The sequence below is a fragment of the Arthrobacter sp. StoSoilB20 genome (assembly GCF_019977295.1).
Classification (GTDB): domain Bacteria; phylum Actinomycetota; class Actinomycetes; order Actinomycetales; family Micrococcaceae; genus Arthrobacter; species Arthrobacter nicotinovorans_A.
Genome location: NZ_AP024651.1, coordinates 620,321 through 638,070, shown reverse-complemented (window position 1 = coordinate 638,070; position 17,750 = coordinate 620,321). Strand labels below are relative to the sequence as shown.

Below are 17,750 nucleotides of genomic sequence, written 5' to 3'. Positions count from 1 at the left end.
GAGATGGCTGTGCTCAATCTGCGTCCTCTGGCCGGTGGCCGGATACTCAGGGGGAGCCAGCCGTTCGGCTTGGATGCCGCTGCGACGTCGGCTTTCCTGGCGGAGCACGGCATCCAGGCGATCGTGGACCTGCGCAGCGAGTTGGAGCGCTCGTTGGTTCCCTGGCTGATCAATAGCGACGGTTCGACGGACGGCACCAGCTCAGCCGGCTCCGCCATGCCCGGCGTCGAACTCGTGAACAACCCGCTGGATCCCAACGCAATCGCCGGCTCGCTCCATGCTGTGGAGACCCCCGAGGACCTGGGCGGGCTCTACCTTGGCTGGATCAAGCTACGGCCGGAGTGGGTTGCTGATGCTCTCCGTCCCGCCGCCCGCGGTAAGCGCACGCTGGTTCATTGCTCCCTGGGCAAGGACCGGACGGGCGTGGTGTCGGCCATCGCGCTCCTGGCGGCGGGGGCCGCCGAGGACTCCATAGTGGAGGATTACACCGCCACTACCCTCAACCTTCCCACCATGCTGGACATCATGGCTGAAACATGGCGGTTGCATGTCCCTTCCACTCCTGCGGCATACTTCAGCCCCGAACTGATGGTCCTACAGAGCCCTGAAGCTGCCATGCGGCACTTCCTGGCCGCTTTCGCAGAGGAGTTCGGCGACGCCCGGAGCTTCCTGCGCGAGGCGGGCCTGACCGCCGTCGAGGTTCAATCACTGGCTCCGTAGCCTAGGCCGGACGGATGATTTTGCCATTCGGCTGCTCGTAGGAGGGTTCCTCGGGCTCCGGTGGGAGCGGCTGGAGCTCGTTCTGGATCCGTTCCAGCAAGGGCCGGTACACGCCGCCGTTCCATTGCGGGCTCGCGTGGGCCGGCCGGGCACCCTCTGTGCTGAGCGTGGGAAGGGCCATGTTGGCTCCGAAGACTTTGCTCCAGCCGGCCCGCGCCGACTCGTAGTCCACGGTGCCATCTTTGGCGTTGCCCATGAACGCCATCTTGGCGCCACCGATCTTTCCCGCTAATCGGAGCCCGTCGAAATGGTAGATGTACGCCGACTCGGTCTGGATGAGCACGCTGGAAGGGGCGATCGGAGAAAGCTGCTCCAGGCTTTGATCCAGGATTTGGCGCCATGTCCGCTCGTCCTTGTGCGCCACACGCTCCCCCAGCTCATAGCCGCCGCGCAGCACCGATGGGATCCGGAAACCGTTCTCGTACAGGAACACCACACCGTCGAACCAGCTCTGGTCCAGGACGTCGGCGCGGCTGAACGGGCTCGAATCCAGGACGATCAGTTGTGTTTCCACCCCGTGCAGTTCCAGCAGGCGGGCGGCCACCTGCGTGGCGAGCATGCCGCCGAAACTATGGCCATAAAAGTAGAGCTTCTCCAGTTCCAGTTCGCGGACATGGAGGATGATTTCGCGGACGATCTCGTCAACGTCCAGTCCCAGGTTGGAATAGCCGACGGCGGCCAGGCGGCCTCGCTGGTGCATGGCTGGGCGCAATGAGTTGAGGATCCACTGGGCCTCTTCCCAGCTGGTTTTATACCCCGGGAACAGGATCCAGCTGGCTTTGGGGAAGTACAGGTCCGAGTACGGATCCGGAACCCGGAGGATCTTGGTGGCTCGTCGTTCGGCCTGGACACGGCGGGTGAAAAGCATGTCCCCTGCCAGCGCTGCGGACGCTCCGGCGCTGATGAGGAAGTTGCGGCGGGACCTCTTCTTGAGGCGGGCAGCATAAGGCAGGATCCGGGCCCAGTCACCCGGATCCTCTGCCTCCTCCGGCTCGGGAGGGGCCGGCACGGCGGGGTTTTCTTCCACCTCCGCCGGTGCCGGGAACTTCCCCACTTGAACGTCCACGCAGCAAGCATAGGCTTCGGAAGGCGGTGTCTCACAGCCCCGTAGTTTGTGTACAGCTGATGCCCTTAAGATGCGCCTTTAAGGTCAAGTGCTGTACAAAAACTCCTTAGTCGAGGCCCAGCTCGCCCTTGCCGAAAGCGAAGAGGTACGGCACGCCGGTTTCGGCTTCGATCTTCTCTTTGGCGCCGGTGTCGCGGTCAACGATCACAGCCACGGCCACAACATTGCCGCCGGCCTTACGGACACCTTCGACGGCGGTCAGCGCGGACCCGCCGGTGGTGGACGTGTCTTCCAGGACCACAACGTTACGGCCCTCAACGGAGGGGCCTTCCACCTGGCGGCCCATGCCGTAGGACTTCTGGGCCTTGCGGACAACGAACGCGTCCACTGCGCGGCCGGCATCGGCGGCAGCGTGCATCACGGCGGTACCTACGGGGTCGGCGCCCATGGTGAGGCCGCCCGCGCACTCAACGGAAACGCCGGCGTCGTCGATCATGCCCAACATGACCTGGCCCACCAGTTTGGAGGCCTCGTGGTGCAAAGTGATGCGGCGGAGGTCGATGTAGTAGTCCGCTTCCTTGCCGCTGGAGAGGATCACCTTGCCGCGGACCACCGCCAGTTCTTTGATGAGTTCAAGAAGGCGGGCGCGGGCAGCTGCAGTGTCAGGCGAGGAAGTCATGGCTCCTAGTTTAGTAGGAGCGGAGTTCAGCGCGGCGCAGGGGCAGCCGTGGTGGAACGGATCACCAGGCGCGGGTTGACCATCTGTTCGTCACTTGCCGGTTCTCCGTCCAATTGCTGAAGGACAGCTTCCATGCAGCGGCGGCCGAGTTCTTCGAAATCCTGTTTGACGGAGGTCAAGGGCGGCATGAAAAATTCAGCTTCGGGTTGGTCGTCATATCCCACCACACTGATGTCGCCTGGCACGTGGCGTCCCGCTTCCTGGACGGCGCGAAGGACCCCTACGGCCATCTGGTCATTGGCGACGAAGACGGCAGTGATGCTGCGGTGATCCAGCAGATCGCGTCCGGCCCGATACCCCGACGCGGCATCCCAGCCACCCTCCAGGAGGACCCCGGCATCCAGCCCGGCCGTGCCCAGCGCCTCCTGCCAGCCTTTGATACGTTCGGCGGCGTCGATCCAGTGCGGCGGACCGGAAATGTGGGCAATATTGCGGTGCCCCAAACCGATCAGGTGCTCAACGGCAAGGCGGGCTCCCAAGCGTTGATCCAAGGAGGCCCCCGTTAATTGGTTGCCGGCTCCTGCGCCCACCGCCACGATCGGCACAGGCACGGAAACATCGCCCAGTACAGCCAGGACATCGGGATGGGGAACCAGGATGACGATCCCGTCCACCGACTGGTTGCGGAAATGGGCAATGGCGTCGTTGATGCTCTCGCCGGTCACTTCACGGAGGTTGGCGATGCTGACGAAGTACCCTGCTTCCCTTCCCGCTTGTTCTACTCCCAGCAGTGTGTTCGCCGGGCCGAACTGTCCCGTTTCGCACGCCAGTACGCCGATGGTCCGGGACCGCCGCGTTACCAGGCTGCGGGCTGCGGTGTTGCGTCGATAGCCAAGCTGGGCGATGGCCGATTCCACGCGTTCCCTGGTTTTCCCGCTGACGTTCGGATGGTTGTTCAGGACACGGGAAACAGTTTGATGCGAGACGCCCGCCATCTTCGCGACGTCGCCCATGACCGGAGGCCTCACCGGCTGGGCGGTCGGGTTGAGCACCGAGCCAAGCGGGGCCGCCGAGCCCGGCACCGAGTCCAACGGGGCCGCTGAGCCCAGCGGGGCCCCGGACAATGCCCGGGACCCCGCTGGTGGCGGTTGATCGCCGCGTGACATCCGTTCCTACTTCGCGTCCACGCCCACAGGCTCCACCTTGGCAGCCGGAGCTGCCTCGGTTGCCGGAGGCGTGGTCTTCCACTTGAAGCGGCGGCCCATGCCGGATCCGCCACCGGCACCGGTCCGGTTCTTGTTGAAGATGTCGAACCCGACGGCGAGCAGGAGCACCAGGCCCTTGATGAGCTGCTGGTAGTCCGTGCCGAGGCCGAGGATGGACATGCCGTTGTTCAGCACGCCCATGATCAGGCCACCGATCATGGCTCCGGCCACGGTGCCAATGCCACCCTGGACTGCAGCACCGCCGATGAAGGCCGCGGCAATGGAGTCCAGCTCGAACCCGGTACCGCCGGCAGGCTGCGCCGAGTTCAGGCGGGCCGTGAACACCAGGCCTGCCAGTGCGGCGAGGACGCCCATGTTGACGAACAGGCGGAAAGTGACCTTCTTGGTCTTGATGCCGGAGAGCTCGGCGGCGTGGAGGTTGCCGCCGATGGCGTAGGTGTGGCGGCCGAAAATGCTGTTGTTCATCAGCGCCGAGTAGAGGATCACCAGGACGGCCAGGACGATCAGGACAATCGGGGTTCCGCGGTAGCTGGCCAGCAGGAAGGTGATGATGAGCATCAGCACAGCGATGAAGCCGTTCTTGACGGCGAACCAGGCCATCGGCTCGTTCTCGAGGTTGAACTTACGGCGGACACGGCGTTCTTTCAGGGCCTGGAAGAGGATGGCGGCCGTACCGCCGACGCCGAGGATGACCGTCAGCCACTCAAGGACGGACGTGCCGCCGGTGAGGTCCGGAAGGAAACCGCCGCCGAGGGCCCTGAGCTCGCTGGGGAACGGGGTGATCTGCTGGTTCTTGAGGGTGATGAGGGTCAGCCCGCGGAAGATCAGCATGCCGGCCAGGGTGACGATGAAGGCCGGGATGCCCACGTAGGCGATCCAGTAACCCTGCCAGGCACCCACCAACGCTCCGACCAGGAGGCAAGCGGGGATGGCGAGCCACCAGGCCCAGCCCCAATGGACGATCATTACACCGGCTACGGCCCCGATGAAGCCTGCAATGGAGCCGACGGAGAGGTCGATGTGGCCGGCGATGATGACCATGACCATGCCGATGGCCAGGATCAGGATGTAGCTGTTCTGGACCACCAGGTTGGTGACGTTCTGGGGTTCGAGCAGGATGCCGTTGGTCAGCACCTGGAAAAGGATCACGATGAGGATCAGGGCGACGAAGATGCCAACCTGGCGGAGGCGGCTTGTGAGGAAGCCAAGGGATTCTCGTAGGGCGGACATGTTCGCTATTCCTTCTCTTTGGTCATGTAGTGCATGAGGGTTTCCTGGGTGGCTTCGGCGATGGGGACCTCGCCGGTGATGTGGCCTGCGGACAGTGTGTAGATCCGGTCGCAGATACCCAGGAGCTCCGGCAGCTCAGAGGAGATCACAATGACTGCTTTCCCCGCCGCTGCGAGTTCAGCGATGATCGTGTAGATCTCGAATTTGGCGCCGACGTCGATTCCACGGGTGGGTTCGTCCAGGATCAGGACGTCAGGGTCCGAGAACATCCATTTACTCAGCACCACTTTTTGCTGGTTTCCACCGGAGAGCTTGCCGGTGATGGCAGCAACGGAGGGCGCTTTGATGTTCATGCTTTGGCGATAGTGGTTGGCTATGGTGGTTTCCTTGTTGCCGTCCACCCAACCGCGTTTGGCCAGCTTGTTCAGCGCAGCCATGGAAATGTTCCGCTTGATGTCCTCGATCAGGTTCAGGCCGTAGTGCTTCCGGTCTTCGGTGGCGTAGGCGATTCCGTGTTCAATGGCGTCGGAGACGGTGGAAGTGTTGATTTCCTGGCCGTATTTGTAGACCTTGCCTGAGACGGCGCGCCCGTAGGTCCGGCCGAAAACGCTCATGGCGAGCTCGGTCCTGCCTGCGCCCATGAGCCCGGCCAGGCCAACTACTTCACCCTTGCGGACGTTGAGGCTGGCGTTGTTCACCACCATGCGGGAATGGTCCTGGGGGTGCTGGACAGTCCAATCCTCAATGCGGAGGACTTCCTCGCCGATGTTGGGGGTCCGGTCAGGGTAGAGGCTTTCGAGGTCGCGCCCCACCATTCCGCGGATGATGCGTTCCTGGGTGATTTGGCCCTGGTCCAGGCGGAGGGTCTCAATGGACTTGCCATCGCGGATGATGGTGACGGCGTCAGCCACTTTGCGGATCTCGTTGAGCTTGTGGCTGATGATGATGCTGGTAACGCCCTGGCCCTTCAGGTGCAGGATGAGGTCCAGCAGGTGGTCTGAGTCTTCGTCGTTCAGCGCCGCCGTGGGCTCGTCCAGGATCAGGAGCTTCACTTCCTTGGACAGCGCTTTGGCGATCTCCACCAGCTGTTGCTTTCCCACGCTGATGTGCTGGATGGGGGTGACCGGGTTTTCGCTGAGGCCCACCCTGGCCAGCAGCTTGGCTGCTTCCAGATTGGTTTTCCGCCAGTCCACCCAGCCGTTGTTGGCCAGCTCGTTTCCGAGGTAGATGTTCTCGGCAATGGACAGGTACGGGCTCAGCGCCAGCTCCTGGTGGATGATCACGATGCCGCGCTTCTCGCTGTCCGTGATGCTGGAAAATTCGCAGGGTTCGTTCTCGAAGAGGATGTCGCCGTCGAAGGTGTTGTGGGCGTAGACGCCGGACAGCACTTTCATCAGGGTGGACTTCCCGGCGCCGTTCTCACCACAGATGGCATGAACCTCACCGCGGTTGACGTCCAGGGTGACGTCCTGCAGGGCTTTTACCCCGGGGAAGGTCTTGGTGATTCCTCGCATTTGAAGAATGGGTACGTTCATCGTCAATTCCCGCTGACTGGTTGAAACTTGGCCGGGCCGAGGACTCGACAGGCTCTAGGGGGAGGCTGTGGCCCCACCGCTGCGCATTTCGGCACAGGACGGTGAGGCCACAGGCCAAGGAGTTACTTGACGTCGGCATCCTTGTAGTAGCCGGAGTCGATGAGTTCCTTCTTGTAGTTGTCCTTGGTGATGATGACGGACTTCAGGAGGTAAGCCGGAACAACCTTGACCTTGTTGTTGTAGGTCTTGGTGTCGTTGGTTTCCGGCTCGTTGCCCTTGAGCACGGCGTCTACCATTTTCACGGCCTGAGCGCCGAGCTGGCGGGTGTCCTTGAAGATGGTGGAGTACTGCTCGCCGGCGATGATGGACTTCACGGAGCCCTTCTCCGCGTCCTGGCCGGTCACTACAGGCAGCTTGCCGGTGGAGTAGCCGCCGGTGCTGGTCAGTGCCGAGATGATGCCGATGGACAGGCCGTCGTACGGGGACAGGACGCCGTCGAGCTTGGTGCCGGAGCTGTAAGCCGAGGTGAGGATGTCTTCCATGCGCTTCTGGGCTACGGGTGCCTGCCAGCGAAGGATTGCTGCCTGCTCAAACTTGGTCTGGCCGCTGGGGACCTTCAGGGTGCCTGCGTCCATGTACGGCTTGAGGGTGTCCATGGCGCCGGTCCAGAAGAAGTTGGCGTTGTTGTCATCCGGGCTGCCCGCGAACAGCTCTACGTTGAACGGGCCTTTGCCTTCAACCTTCTTGCCGCTGGCGTCAACCAGGCCCAGGCCGGTCAGCAGCGAGGTGGCCTGCTGGACGCCCACGGTGTAGTTGTCGAACGTGGTGTAGTAGTCCACGTTCGGCGTTCCGTTGATGAGGCGGTCATAAGCGATGACCTTGACGTTCTGCTCCTTGGCCTTGGCCAGGACATCGGTCAGGGTGGTGCCGTCAATCGCAGCGATGATCAGGGCCTTTGCACCCTTGGTCAGCATGTTCTCAATCTGGGAAACCTGCGTGGGAATGTCATCGTTGGCGAACTGGAGGTCAGTCTTGTAGCCAAGGTCCTTCAGCGACTTCTCTACGTTGGCGCCATCTGCGATCCAACGCTCGGAGGTCTGGGTGGGCATCGAAATGCCTACCAGGGAATCGCTGGGATTGGCGCTGCTGGTGGATTCGGCGGTGCCACCGCGGCTGCCGCAGCCTGTGGCTCCCACCGTCAAGGTAAGGACAACCGCGACGGCGCCCAGGAGTTTCTTCAATCTCACGATGCTCTCCTTCCGCGGCAGCATTGCCGCGAACTCTGATGCAGCCGGAGCATCTGCGCGTCCGGCACGGTAAAGCGATGTGGGCTGCGCCTGCTGGGGGCAACACGAGCCACTGAAAGGTAATGCGAATGCCATTGTGAACGCTAACATTACCGTTGGTCAAGTGCCGTGGATCACGAAATGGTTGCAGACTTCCAGCACCCTTGAGGCTATTGACTTGAAACGTTGTTAGCGTTCACAATTGGCGCTCCAGCCCGGATGCCGGGAAGCCCAGATGCAGGAAACAGAAAAGCCCGGCACCGCCTTGTGGGCAGTGCCGGGCTGACGCCCCAGCCTGGTTTCTGAAGTCAGAGGCGGGTGTCGAACGAATCGCAGAACACGTTCTGGTTGAACGTTCCCTGGAACCCGGACTTGCCTTGGATCTTTTGGATGGTTGCGCGGATGGCCTCGCGGGTGGCTGCGTGCGCATGGATGGCCGTCTTGACCATGGGCACGTCGATCAGGTGGTTCGGCTGGTTCAGGGAAACAAACACCGTGGGAACTTCCGTGGCGTACCAGGGAATTTCGGCGGCCATGGGCGAGGACCACTTGATCCTGATGGAAGCCTCCTGCGCGAAACCCTTCACGTTGGCGAACACGAAGGCGGCGTCATACCGTTCCGCATAGTCCCCCGTAGCTTCCTCGGACACGACCCTCATGAAGTTCACGCCGGTCTCCCCCGCGGCTTCGCGCTGCTCGGCGGTCTTGAACACGCTGACCTCAAAACCTGCCGCTTCCAGCTCTTCCCGGACAATGTCCAGGTAGGCCAGGGGATCCGCACGGGTAAAGTCGGCGCCGCCCGAGATTCCGTAGAGACGGATCCGCTGATGCGTTTCAGGCGTGATGGGCAAGTTGGCTGCGGTGTCCTTGACCAGCGTCACGGTCTTGTCAGCAATGTCCGAGGCAATAGCCCGATGAGCCTCACTGCCGATAACAGCCAAGGCCCCAGCCGCCGGAACCAACGATTCCCGGGAAGCACGGTGCAGCCCCAGGCTGGCTTTCAACCCAAGAATCCGCCGCACAGCATCCTGCAAACGTCCCTCACTGATGATCCCGGACTTGTAGCCATCCAGCATGTAGCCGAAGTCCTCCTCCGGATTCCGGAAGAACAGGAACATGTCGCAGCCGGCCGCGATGGTGGCGGGAACCAGGTCGCGCCGCTTCATGGTTTGCGTCAGGCCAACCATCAAGGAAGCATCCGTGAGGACCAGCCCGTTGAAGCCAAGCTCACCCCGGAGCAGGTCCTGCAACAACTCAGGCGCCAGCGTCGCGGGGCGAATCTCAGCATCCGTCAAACCTGGCCGGAAATGCCGGGACACCTCAGGCGCTCCGATGTGGCCCACCATGATGGACTGCACGCCGTGCCCGATCATTTCGCGGTACACATGCCCATAGCTGGCATTCCACTCCTGGTAGCCAAGGGTGTTGTAGGAGGTCACCACATGCTGATCGCGCTCATCAATGCCATCGCCGGGAAAGTGCTTCATGGCGCAAACCGTGGGCGATTCGCTGATGCCGTCGAAGTACTCCTTGGCCCGTTCCACCACGATCTCGGGAGTGTTGCCGAAGGCCCGTGTGGAGATGACCGTGTTCCGCCAGTTGTAGTGGATGTCCACGATAGGCGCGAAGGCCCAGTTGCAGCCCAGTGCAGCAGTTTCGACACCGGCCACCTGCCCCATCTGCCGCGCAATGGACTTATCCGGATGCGAACCTGCCTGGAGATGCGTGGACACGAACGTGCCGTCGTCGCAGCTGCCCGCCCCACCCATCTCGGGATTGGACGCGATCAGGAGCGGGATTCGCGTTTTGGACTGCGCGTAGCGAATGTGCTCCTGCACCGCCGCCGAAGGGCCGGGCCGGTACCGCATGCCGCCCACATGGAAGTTCTCCAGGATGTCATCCAGGTATGCCGGGGAGTAGTCATTGTTGTGGTTGATGAACAGTTGGCCGATCTTCTCTTCCAACGTCATGGAGCCGAGGGCGCTTTCCACCCATTCCACGGCGGCGTCATCAAGGTTGTATGGAGCCGCTTTGAGGTCCACGAGGTACGGCCCGGCAGTTGCTGCGGATTGGCCGTTCAGCCCTGCAAGTACGTCCTTCACTATGTCCTCCACAGTCAGTGCAATGTCCACAACGATCCCGGCTTCGTCATCCTGCAACGGTTCCAGCGTGGCCAGTTGCGAGTCCAGCAGCGAGGCAGGCATGAAGTGTCCGGGCCGGGCAGTCATGCGCGCGTTCAGCAGCTCGCGGCTGCCGTGCAGGTGAACAAACACCACTGACGGATCGGCGCTGCGGATGATGTCCCGGTAAGAGCGTTTGAGCGCGCTGCACGCGATGACAAGGGCAGAGTTCGACGCCGGGAACCGCCTGCCGATTTCGGCCAGCCATGGTGCGCGGTCGTCGTCGTTCAGCGGCGTACCGGAGGCCATCTTGTCGATGTTCGCCTGCGGGTGCAGCGAGTCGCCGTCGAGAAATCCAGCGCCGATGCGCTCGGCGAGGGCGGCACCAACAGTGCTCTTGCCGCAACCGGCCACGCCCATCACCACGATGTGGTGACGGGGCGCAACTCCAGCGGCAGCAGCCTCACCAGTCATGAACAGTGCCGTCCACGAGGCGGTTGTAGGGCAGGTAGGCCTGCTGGTACGGGAAAGCGGCTGCGGCTTCTTCGTTGAATTCGACGCCGATGCCGGGGTTGTCGCCCGGGTGCAGGTAGCCGTCCTTGAAGGTCATGGACTGCTGGAAGACCTCATTGGTCTTGTCCGAGTGCTGCATGTATTCCTGGATGCCGTAGTTGTGGATGGCCAGGCCGACGTGCAGCTGGGCGGCGAATCCCACCGGGGAGATGTCCGTGGGGCCGTGGAAGCCGGACTTGATCTGGTACTGCGCGGCGAAGTCCATGACCTTTTTCAGCGGTGAGATGCCGCCGAAGTGGGTGGAGGCTGCGCGGACGTAGTCGATCAGCTGTTCCTTGATGAGGGTCTGGAAGTCGAACACGGTGTTGAAGATTTCGCCGATGGCCAGCGGGGTGGTGGTGTGCTGGCGGACCAGGCGCAGCCCTTCCTGGTTCTCGGCCGGGGTGCAGTCCTCGAGCCAGAAGAGGTCGTAAGGTTCCAGCGCCTTGCCCAGCTTGGCAGCCTGGATGGGGGTCATGCGGTGGTGGCCGTCATGCAGCAGGGGGATTTCGGGGCCGAACTCGTTGCGCACGGCCTCGAAAACGGTGGGCAGGTGGCGCAGGTAGGCGCGGGTGTCCCAGTCTTCTTCCAGGGGGAAGTTGCCGCGGCCGGCGGGCTCGTAGTCATAGCGTTCACCCGAAGCCTGGGCCTGGGCGGCCACCCCATAGACAGCCTTGATGCCGGGGACTGCCGTTTGGATCCGGATGGACTTGTAGCCCAGTTCCAGGTGCTCCCGCACGGAGTCGAACAAGGACGGAATGTCGGCACCGGATGCGTGCCCGTAGGCGCGCAGCCCGTTCCGGGATGCACCACCGAGCAGCTGGTACACCGGCATCCCGGCAACCTTGCCCTTGATGTCCCACAGCGCCATGTCGACGGCGGCAATGGCCGCCATGGTGACTGGGCCGCGGCGCCAGTAGGAGCTGCGATACAGGAACTGCCAGGTGTCCTCGATCCTGTGCGGGTCCTTCCCGATCAGCAGCTGCGCCACGTGTTCTTTGAGGTACGCGGCGACGGCAAGTTCACGGCCGTTGAGGGTAGCGTCACCGATGCCTGTCACACCGTCCTCCGTGGTGATGCGCAGAGTGACGAAGTTACGGGACGGGCTGGTCACAAAGACTTCAGCGGCAATGATTTTCACAGCTTTCCTTTCGGGATGTGGCTGGTGGTTAGGTTGTTAATTCGGATTGCCGCTGGTGGCAACCGCTTGCTTGCGGGGTGCGAATGCCTGGCTGAGGCGATGGACCAGCTCCACTACGGAGGGGTCCCACGCGAGCTCGGAATCCAGCAGGGAGACCAAGGCAGCGATACGCTCAACGCCGGCCAGCCTGTTGGCCTGCTCCACGCCTGCAGCTTGGGGATCCTGAAGGCCCGGGTTGGACTCCACATAGGCAGCCCACACGGCGATCATCCGGGCTGCGGCTTCACCACTCCGGCCGGCCGCGCGTTCAGCCCGCAGCACGGGAACTGCCCGCATTCGCAACTTGGTGCTGGCGTCCATGGCAATCTGGGCCAAGTGGTGGGCGATCCGGGAGTTGCCGAAGCGCTCCAGGAGTGCGGCCCTGTACTCGGGAATGTGGAGATCGTCACCGGAGAGGTGCCTGGATGCTTCGTCCCAGAAGTCCTCCACAGCCTGCAGGCACACCGGGTCGGCCAGTGCTTCGGCCACCGTGGAGTGTCCGCGCAGCTGGCCGGCATAGGCCAGGATGGAGTGCGCGCCGTTGAGCAGCCACAGCTTGCGGTTCTCGTAGGGCTCGATCCCGCCCACAAACACAGCCCCCGCGTCTTCCCAGCGAGGCCGGCCGGCGGGGAAATCACCGCTGAGCACCCAGTTGCGGAAGGGCTCGGCAACCACGGGCGCCTCATCCCGGTAGCCGCACTCGCGGGCCACCAGGGCAACGTCTTCAGGGGTGGTTCGCGGCGTAATCCGGTCGACGGAGGTGCTCACGAAGCTGACGTTCGCCTCGATCCAGGCTGCCAGGCCGCCGTCGAGGTCCCGGGCGATACCCAGCACCCCTTCCTTGGCCACGTTGCCGTTGTCCGAGAGGTTGTCGCAGGAAACCACGGCGAGGGGTCCGGCGTCGGCGTCCTTGCGTGCGGCGAGGCCCAAGACCAAGCGGCCCAACGGCGTCGTGGGTTCCTGGCCGGAGACCAGCAGCGGGGCGTCTCCGGCACCGAGGCCGTACGCCGCTTCCGTGATGGTCAGGGTGACCACCGATGTCTGCGGCGCGGCGAGCAATTCAACCAGCCGGCCAATGTTGGCGCCATCCACGGCCTCAACGATGCTACCCACAACCTCAAAGGTGTCGCCCGAATCCGAGCGCTCCACCACGGTGAACAAACCGTCCTGGGCGGCCAGGACCTCGGCTGCGTCCGGGCGTCGACCAGTGAAGGAGGCGATGCCCCACTCCCCCGCGTCACCGGCGTGCTGGGTGAACCAGGCCTGATGCGAACGGTGGAAGGCGCCAAGGCCCAGGTGAACGATGCGCACTGGCGCTTTGGGGCGGGGCGCAACGTCGCGGCCCAGGCGCGGAAGTCCGGCGGTCATAGCTTGAACACCCGTCGGGGCGAGGAATCGACGACGTCGAGGATCAGCTCATGCGCGCGGTCTTCAGTCACGCGGTGCTCGGCTACGAGACGCGCGAGGAAGGCGGCTTCGATCCTGCGGGAGGCGTCGTGCCGTGCCGGGATGGAGCAGAAGGCCCGGGTGTCATCAATGAACCCCGAGGAGCGGGAGAATCCGGCGGTTTCAGTGACGGCCGAACGGAAGCGCAACATGGCGTCCGGTGCGTCGAGGAACCACCAGGGGGCACCGATGTAGACGGATGGGTAGAAGCCGGCCAGAGGCGCCAGTTCGCGGGAGAACACCGTCTCATCCAGGGTGAAGAGCACCAGGTGGAAATCCTTGGCCGTGCCGAAGTCCTGCAGCAACGGACGGACGGCCTCGGTGTAGTTCACGGCAAACGGAATATCGTGGCCGGTGTCGGCGCCAAAGTTCTCGAAGGTGGGCCCGTGGTGGTTCCGGTACGAGCCTGGGTGGATGGTCATGACCAGGCCGTCCTCCACGGACATCCGGGCCATCTGGTACATCATGTGGGCCTCGAACGCATCGCGGTCTGCGGCCGTTGCCTTGCCGGCGCGGGCCCGTTCGAAGAGCGCTTCAGCGTCGGCAGGGTCCAGCTTGAGCGTGGCCGGGGTGCGGACGCCGTGGTCTGCGGAGACAGCGCCATGTTCCACGAAATAACGACGCCGGTTTTCCAGCGCTGCGATGTAGCCGGCGTAGCCGGTGGCGCCGTCGGCAGCGGCCTCGATGAGCCGGTCCACGTTGGAGCTCCAGCTGGGGTGGGCCACGTTCAGGTAGGCGTCCGGGCGGAAGGTGGGCAGGACGCGGCCGTTGAAGCTCGGGTCCTCGGACAGGGCTTTGTGGCTGGCCAGGTTGTCCAGGGGATCATCCGTGGTGGCCAGGACCTCGATGTTGAAGTCCTTGAAGAGTTGCCGCGGGCGGAAGTCCGGTTCCACCAGCTTGGCGGCAATGGCGTCGTAGCTTGCATCGGCAGGAAGCTCGCTGAGGTCGGCGCCGAGCTTGAAGACGTTGTCGAACTGCGTGCGCAGCCAGTATCCGGAAGCTGTTCCCTCGAACAGGGGCCAGGCCTCCACGAAGGTGCGCCAGATCTGCCGGGACTCCGGTGCGGACGCGGTGCCGGCAAGCAGCTGATCCATCGGAACACCGTTGGCGTGGATCAGGCGGGTGACGTAGTGGTCCGGGCTGACCAGGAGGGCAGCGGGATCGGGGAACGGCGTGTTCTGCTCGATGACTGCGGCGTCAACGTGGCCGTGCGGGGAAATGATGGGCAGGTCCTGGACGCGCTCCAGCAAGGACCGCGCGATGCTGCGCGTCCCGGGATCTGCGGGCAGGAGCCGGTCAGGGTGTGCTGCGATGGACTGTGACATAGATCAATCTTGGCCGCCATGTCCAACTTTTGTCAACCGGTTGCCAAAAATTGCCAACTAGTTGCGACAGGGCTGTTCACACAACAGCAACTGTTGGGGAAACTACGCCAGCAGGCGCCCACTGGAGCCGCGCACCACGAGCTCCGTTTCCACCCGGACTGCTTCGCCGGGAGCGTCATGGCCTTGGAGCATGTCCAGGAGGATGGTCACGGCGCGGGTGCCGCACTCCCCCAACGGCGAACGGACCGTCGTGAGGGCAGGAGTGGTGAAATCGGCGCCAAAGATGTCATCAAAGCCAACAATGCTGATCTGGTCCGGAACGCGCATGCCGCCGGCCTGCAGTTCCTGCATCAGCCCGATGGCCAGGAGGTCGTTGTAGGTGATCACCGCCGTCGCCCCGCTTTCCAGGACGTCGCGCGCAACCTGCCGGCCGCCGTCGACCGTTGGTTTGGACGACTCAAGGCGCACCGCGCTGAGCTTGGACCACTCGGCGGCGGCTTTGACGCCGTCCCAGCGGCGGGCCGTCATCCAGGACTGCTTGGGGCCGGCCACGTACGCGAGCTTCTCGTGGCCATTGGCGGCCAGGCTGCGCACGGCCTCGCTGATGCCCTTGTTGACGTCCGGAACCACGCACGGAACGCCTTGGATCTCGCGGTTGATGACGGCGACGGGTTTGTCCGCAGCCAAAGCACGGATGTGGTCGTCGTCCATGCGCGGGCTGGCCAGGATCAGTCCGTCCACCGTGCTCAGGAGCCGGCGGGCCGCGGTCACTTCCGTTTCCGGCGACTCCGCTGACTCAGCCAGGACCAGAGTGTAGTCCCGGGCCGAACCGGTGGTTTCAGCGCCGCGGATGATGTCGAAGAACGTGGGGTTGGTGATGTCCGCAACGATCAAGCCGATGGTCTGTGTACGGCCTGTAGGCAGGGCACGTGCAAAAGGGTTCACCTGGTAGTTCAGCTCAGCGGCAGCATCCTCAATGATCTTCTGCGTCTTGGCGCTGACACGGCCGGGCTTGCTCAGGGCACGCGAGACGGTGGAGGGATTCACCCCCGCCAGCTTGGCGATGTCATAGATCGTGGCAGAAGACTTCTCCCCCCGCCCTCTTTTGGCAGGGGCGGGTGCTGCTCCGTTGCTCGTCACGTCAGTCACCGCTCCATCGTAGACCGCATGGCAACAAAAACAGGCCGGTTGCCATCCATTTGTTGGCAACCGGCCCCGCCCTCTGTGAAACGTCCCGCTTAGGATCGTTCGGCGAACTTGCCCTCTTCGGCGATTCGCTTGTTCAGTTCATGCAGGAACTCGTCCTCGTCAAAGTCCAGCGCCACTTCCTTGCCCGTCCAGGCCGAGAGGTGGATGGCGTTGGCCAAACGGACACCGTTGATGCCATCGGAGCCCGGGGCCAGCAGCGGAGTACCGTCCAGGATGTTGGCAGCAAAGTTCTCCAGGACCCCTGCATGCTGGCCGCCCCAGACGGACTCGAATTCAATGACTTCCGTGCTGTAGAGCTCTTCCCGGTTCAGCTGGCCCATGAAGAGCTTGCGGACATCGTCCATGCCCATCGAGTCGCTGATTTCCCTCTCCGGCTTGACCAGGCGGGTAACCGTGGCCACTTTGCTGTCTTCCACCACGATCTTGCCTTGGTCGCCCAGGATTTCGAACCTGTCGGTTCCCACGATGTCGTGGGTGGCCGTGACGAAAACGCCGGTGGCGCCGTCGCCATAATCCACGACGGCGGTCACTTCATCCTCGACGGCGATGTCACGGCGGAAGCCGAACGCCACCTTCGAGTACACCGACTTCGGGACGCCACAGATCCACTGCCAGAGGTCCAGCTGGTGCGGGGCCTGGTTGACCAGGACGCCGCCGCCCTCGCCGCCCCACGTGGCGCGCCATTCGCTGGAGTTGTAGTAACCCTGCGGACGCCACCAGTTGGTGATGATCCAGTTGGTGCGGCGAATGCTGCCGATCTCGCCGTTATCGACGATCTCCTTGAGCTTCTTGTACAACGGGTTGTTGCGCTGGTTGAACATGATGCCGAAGGAGAGCTCCGGCTTGGAGGCCGCGAACTCGTTGAGCTCCTTCACCTGCTTGGTGTAAACGCCGGCAGGTTTCTCCACGAGTGCGTGGATGTTGCGCTTGAGGGTTTCGATGGCCATCTCCGGGTGCAGGAAGTGCGGCACGCAGGTAACTATCGCATCCACCGCACCGCTCTCCAGCATCGTGATGTAGTCCTCAAAGAACGGGACACCTGGGTACTGGGAGGCTGCGAGCTCCTTCTTCGCGGGATCGATGTCGCAAATAGCGGCGATCTCCATGTTCGGGACCAGCCCATCATTGATGAACCGGGCATAGGCGCCGCCCTGCTGGCCAAGGCCGATGATGCCGAGGCGTACTTTTTTACTCATGAACGGAATCTCCTGTGTGGGAATCTAGAAAAGGTCGGCGTGGCCCATGGCCACCAGGTTGTCGTACGAGGTCTGGAGGGCATCCCACATAGTGCGTCCGTACAGTTCGTCCTGCTCCACCAGGAGGTACTGCGCGCCTGCGGCGACGGCAGCAGGAATGATCGAGGGGAAGTCCAGGTTGCCTTCGCCCACTTCGGCGAACTGCACGACGTTCCGGAACTCGGCCATGAAACCGGCGAAATCGCCCTTTTCCAAGAGCCCGAAGGATGCTTCCGGCAGTTGGCCGATCCTGTAGTCCTTCAGGTGCACCATGGCAGTCTTGCCCGCATACTTTTCCAGGGTCCGCACAGGATCCAGGCCACCGCGCTGCACCCAATGGACGTCAATCTCCATGCCCATCGCCGGGGAGTTCTCCGCGATGATGTCCAGCATGTACTTGCCGTCGAACTTCGCGAACTCAATGTGGTGGTTGTGGTAATAAAGGCTGATGCCCTGTTCCTGCAGCCGTTCCGCATAGCCGTTGGCTTGCTTGGCGAATTCAATCACTGAGTCCAGGGATTTCATGGCTCCAAAAGGAAGCATGCCGATCCGCAGCAAGGAGCTGTCCAGGCGCTTGGCGTCATCCACGATCTTGTCGAAGTTGTCCGCCAGTGATTCCACGGGCATGCCCTTGCGGCCTTCAATGTTGACCGACAGCGCCGCGATGTCCATTCCCAGCTCCGTGCGGGAGCGGTCCAGCTCGTCCACGTTCGCAGGGGTCATGGGAATCTGGGAAATTTCGACGGCGTTGTAGCCGATCGCGCTGACCTTGCGGAGCGTTTCGAACGCTCCAATGTCAGCAAAACTGTCCTTCAGCATCATGGCTTGGACGCCTATTGTGGCCACTTTTTCCTCCGGGGTTCTTGGGCCCTTCCGGACCC

General features: G+C 63.1%; 14 protein-coding genes. 1 reads left to right on the top strand and 13 read right to left on the bottom strand.

The genetic code is table 11. The features are described 5' to 3' along the window. Positions 1–3 precede the first annotated feature (3 nt). Positions 4–720: a tyrosine-protein phosphatase gene (locus LDN85_RS03035; RefSeq protein ID WP_223944554.1), complete on the top strand. Its 717-nt coding sequence runs from the start codon at positions 4–6 to the stop codon at positions 718–720. A 1-nt stretch (position 721) separates the two neighbouring features. On the opposite strand, the gene LDN85_RS03030 is transcribed toward LDN85_RS03035, so the two are convergent. From LDN85_RS03030 to LDN85_RS02970, 13 genes are all read right to left on the bottom strand, one after another. Then, a complete protein-coding gene (locus LDN85_RS03030; protein ID WP_026542307.1) occupies positions 722–1,846 on the bottom strand; it encodes a thioesterase domain-containing protein in 1,125 nt (374 codons plus the stop codon). 106 nt (positions 1,847–1,952) lie between these two features. After that, entirely contained in the window at positions 1,953–2,525 is a 573-nt protein-coding gene (gene pyrE / locus LDN85_RS03025) for an orotate phosphoribosyltransferase (protein ID WP_026542306.1), read from the bottom strand. A 26-nt stretch (positions 2,526–2,551) separates the two neighbouring features. Further along, positions 2,552–3,538 (bottom strand): LacI family DNA-binding transcriptional regulator, encoded by a 987-nt coding sequence (locus LDN85_RS03020; protein ID WP_091553749.1) that lies wholly within the window; start codon positions 3,536–3,538, stop codon positions 2,552–2,554. Positions 3,539–3,697: 159 nt separating this feature from the next. Beyond that, positions 3,698–4,981: a multiple monosaccharide ABC transporter permease gene (gene mmsB / locus LDN85_RS03015; RefSeq protein ID WP_026542304.1), complete on the bottom strand. Its 1,284-nt coding sequence runs from the start codon at positions 4,979–4,981 to the stop codon at positions 3,698–3,700. Between the two features lie 5 nt (positions 4,982–4,986). After that, positions 4,987–6,516 carry a multiple monosaccharide ABC transporter ATP-binding protein gene (gene mmsA, locus LDN85_RS03010; protein ID WP_026542303.1) on the bottom strand — a complete coding sequence of 510 codons (1,530 nt, stop codon included), beginning with the start codon at positions 6,514–6,516 and terminating at the stop codon, positions 4,987–4,989. Positions 6,517–6,638: 122 nt separating this feature from the next. After that, complete coding sequence (gene chvE / locus LDN85_RS03005; RefSeq protein WP_035761144.1) at positions 6,639–7,787, bottom strand: multiple monosaccharide ABC transporter substrate-binding protein; 1,149 nt, start codon at positions 7,785–7,787, stop codon at positions 6,639–6,641. A gap of 323 nt (positions 7,788–8,110) precedes the next feature. After that, the gene (locus tag LDN85_RS03000; RefSeq protein ID WP_223944553.1) at positions 8,111–10,396 is read right to left on the bottom strand and encodes a gluconokinase, GntK/IdnK-type; all 2,286 of its coding nucleotides are present in this window, start codon (positions 10,394–10,396) and stop codon (positions 8,111–8,113) included. Continuing rightward, a complete protein-coding gene (manD, locus tag LDN85_RS02995; RefSeq protein WP_026542300.1) occupies positions 10,386–11,615 on the bottom strand; it encodes a D-mannonate dehydratase ManD in 1,230 nt (409 codons plus the stop codon). Before manD ends, LDN85_RS03000 begins: the two co-directional genes overlap by 11 nt. Before the next feature lie 36 nt (positions 11,616–11,651). Then, a complete protein-coding gene (locus LDN85_RS02990) occupies positions 11,652–13,022 on the bottom strand; it encodes a mannitol dehydrogenase family protein (protein ID WP_223944552.1) in 1,371 nt (456 codons plus the stop codon). Beyond that, complete coding sequence (gene uxaC, locus LDN85_RS02985) at positions 13,019–14,425, bottom strand: glucuronate isomerase (RefSeq protein WP_026542299.1); 1,407 nt, start codon at positions 14,423–14,425, stop codon at positions 13,019–13,021. The genes LDN85_RS02990 and uxaC overlap by 4 nt, the downstream gene beginning before the upstream one ends. A 102-nt stretch (positions 14,426–14,527) precedes the next feature. After that, positions 14,528–15,574, bottom strand: coding sequence for a LacI family DNA-binding transcriptional regulator (locus LDN85_RS02980; RefSeq protein WP_026542298.1), 1,047 nt, complete (start codon positions 15,572–15,574; stop codon positions 14,528–14,530). An 89-nt stretch (positions 15,575–15,663) separates the two neighbouring features. Beyond that, positions 15,664–16,830, bottom strand: coding sequence for a Gfo/Idh/MocA family oxidoreductase (locus LDN85_RS02975; protein ID WP_223944551.1), 1,167 nt, complete (start codon positions 16,828–16,830; stop codon positions 15,664–15,666). A 24-nt stretch (positions 16,831–16,854) separates the two neighbouring features. Continuing rightward, a complete protein-coding gene (locus tag LDN85_RS02970; RefSeq protein ID WP_223944550.1) occupies positions 16,855–17,715 on the bottom strand; it encodes a sugar phosphate isomerase/epimerase in 861 nt (286 codons plus the stop codon). Between the last annotated feature and the right edge of the window lie 35 nt (positions 17,716–17,750).